Source organism: Streptococcus danieliae (assembly GCF_025447695.1).
Lineage (GTDB): Bacteria > Bacillota > Bacilli > Lactobacillales > Streptococcaceae > Streptococcus > Streptococcus danieliae.
Genome location: NZ_JAOBSU010000154.1, coordinates 1 through 2,565, shown reverse-complemented (window position 1 = coordinate 2,565; position 2,565 = coordinate 1). Strand labels below are relative to the sequence as shown.

The window sequence follows — 2,565 nt, the reverse complement described above, 5'->3', positions numbered from 1 at the left end:
TTTCACGAAAATCTACTGAATATGCCATAAAAATAGTATAGCACAAAGTGTGCGGTTTTTGTTTCATTCTACTATAATAGTAAATCCATTACTAGTCGACTATTTTCAGAATCAAGAGAAGCTGTTGGTTCATCGGCTAAAATCAAAGGAGGTTCTTTGATGAATAGTTTGGCAATAGCTACACGCTGAGCCTCTCCTCCAGATAACTCATAGATTTTTTGATCTAGGTCAAGATAGTCCAAGTGAACCTGAGCCAGCTTTTGTGCAAAGAAGGTCTCCCTATCTACTGGAGGCTTTTTCCCAACCAGAGCTAATTCTAAATTAGCAGCAATGGTCTCATTCTCCAGCAGGCCTCCTTGCTGGAGAAGATACCCTAAATCATTTCTAAAAAAAGCAATTCGTGATAAGGAGTTCAACTCCTTCGCCCGATACAAAACCCTTCCACTATCAGGGTGTTCCAGCTTGGCTAAAATATTCAAGAGTGTTGTCTTCCCCCTGCCGCTGGCCCCTACAAGAGCATACACTTTCCCAGCTTCAAATTGAAGGTTTAAACCCTGAAATACAGAGCGTGGTCCGTAAGCTTTCTCCAGCCGATCACATACGAGCATATCTTTACCCCCCTCCTTTTAAAAGAAGTACTGCTGACTTATCCTCTTTTAATTGTTGATAATAGAGCAACAGTAATAAGCATATAAGGTATAGGAGACTATTTCCTAAAACAAAAATTGGTTGAATCTGCCAATAAAGTTGAAAACTTGCTGCTACTCCTAGAACTACTAGCTGTAGTAGGAGATAGACTCCGTGCACTTCCCAAAAATTCAAGCCATTTAATCGCTTCAGAAAAATCTCCTTTCTAAATTCTTGGAAATAAATTCCCTGCATAGTGAAATACAAAAGAAGTGAAATAAATCCACTTAAACAAGCTCCTAGAACCAAGAAAGTAAATTCCTGTCTCGCTTGAACCAAAGCAAGTTGATAATTTTTCTGCGAAAATTCAATACTAGACACCCAACGATCAGCTCCGGTTTTTTCCAATAATTGAAGCGTCTGCTGATATCCGGGTACTTGTAGAAACTGGCTAGCGGTACTCGACCAATAGGAGCGAGCTAAGGCTTTGTCCAAAATCGATTCAGGACCAATTACTTCCAAGATCGGAGTCGATATTCGCTGGCTTAAATCCCAGGAGGTATTGTAGATAAATAGCTTTTTATGAGTCTTGTAAGGATAGGCCGAAATCTGAATCTCTCTTCCCCACTGCTCTTTCATCTGCTTCTGATAAAATTCTCTTTGGTTCCAGAGATCTTCCGGTACCAACAAACCAAACTGCCCTGCCTCCAGCTCATCCCACTCTTTCGGATAGTCCAATTTCTGATTTTCTAAATAGGAAGAGGATACTTGTAACACAATTGGGTCTGACCTGTCCGTCTCAAATTGTCGAGCTCTCAAATCATTGTGGACAAAAATCGCATTGCTTTTCCAGACTTCATGAATAAAGGAAAGCCACGACTCCTCTTGTTCCCTCTGCTCTTCCCCCTTCGTAAAGGCCGCCCCAAAACTATAACCAATCTCCACTAATCCTTTTGCTTGATTCCAGTCTTTTTCAACACTGGCCAGCTCTGTTACTTGATTCCAAGCATAAGAGACCGTCTTTTCTGTCCATCCTAGAGCCAAGATAGCCACACATTGACTTAATAAAAGCAAGCCTATTAATTGAGAAAAAGGCAGTGCCCCCTTTAAGAGAGATACGAGAGGACTGTATTTTAGATGCAAAAGCAAAAGAAGTTGTAGGGATAAATAAATCAACAATAAACCAACAACATAAAGAGTAAGTATAAAAGCTAATAGTTGAAAAAAGAGAATCTCTCTTACGGACGACAAGAATAGCGAGACAGCCCCTACTAAGAAAGCTAAAACGGTTATTTGAACTAGGAAAACTGCCTCTTTTTTGAAGGCTTGAAGAAAAATTTGAAAGCAGGACTGACCAGACAACAACTTCAGCCCTCTGTACCGAAGAATCTTAATGCCTTCAATAACAGTTACACTAAAATAAGTTAGAGCAGCTAAAAATAAGGCCAGAAGATAGAGCGGAGTTCCAAGCATAGAAACAGAGAGCTTCCATAATGGAGCAGGTTCATAAGAAAAACTCTGGTAGCCTTTGGCTTGCAAATAAGCCGATAAATGCTCAGCTGTCAAGGGACCATCCAATAGCAGATAAGCATTTTTAACATCTTGCACTTTCCCGTACCCTTGCAATGTCAACCCATCAGGACTTGCTCCCTCACCAAATGCAGTGTAGATAAAAGACACTTTTCCATCAGAGTTAGTGACTCTTGTTCGCAAAGCTAGCAGACTTTTCTTCTCCTTGGCAAAAGCATCTAAGCTCTTGGCAAAATTCTCCCAAGACTCCTTAGTATCTCCCTTATCAATAATATCGACAGAAGGATAACTGGCAAATAACAATTGCTCCCGATTTTCTCCTAAATGAAAAGGAGAGTGTACAATATCTTGTGTAAACGCAAAAAAGGAATAAATCCTGTTATAGTAGAGTTAGACCAAAAATACTAC

Annotated in this window: 2 protein-coding genes; both read right to left on the bottom strand. The window is 40.1% G+C overall.

From position 1 onward, the window contains the following. Nucleotides 1-71: 71 nt before the first annotated feature. Entirely contained in the window at nt 72-608 is a 537-nt protein-coding gene (locus tag N4310_RS08145) for an ATP-binding cassette domain-containing protein (RefSeq protein WP_262092778.1), read from the bottom strand. 4 nt (nt 609-612) lie between these two features. Next, the gene (locus N4310_RS08140; RefSeq protein WP_262092779.1) at nt 613-2,502 is read right to left on the bottom strand and encodes a DUF1430 domain-containing protein; all 1,890 of its coding nucleotides are present in this window, start codon (nt 2,500-2,502) and stop codon (nt 613-615) included. Nucleotides 2,503-2,565: the final 63 nt, after the last annotated feature.

Excerpts from the sequence above, each read along its gene's own strand:
- N4310_RS08145 (WP_262092778.1), bottom strand. The coding sequence starts at position 608 with ATGCTCGTATGTGATCGGCTGGAGAAAGCTTACGGACCACGCTCTGTA.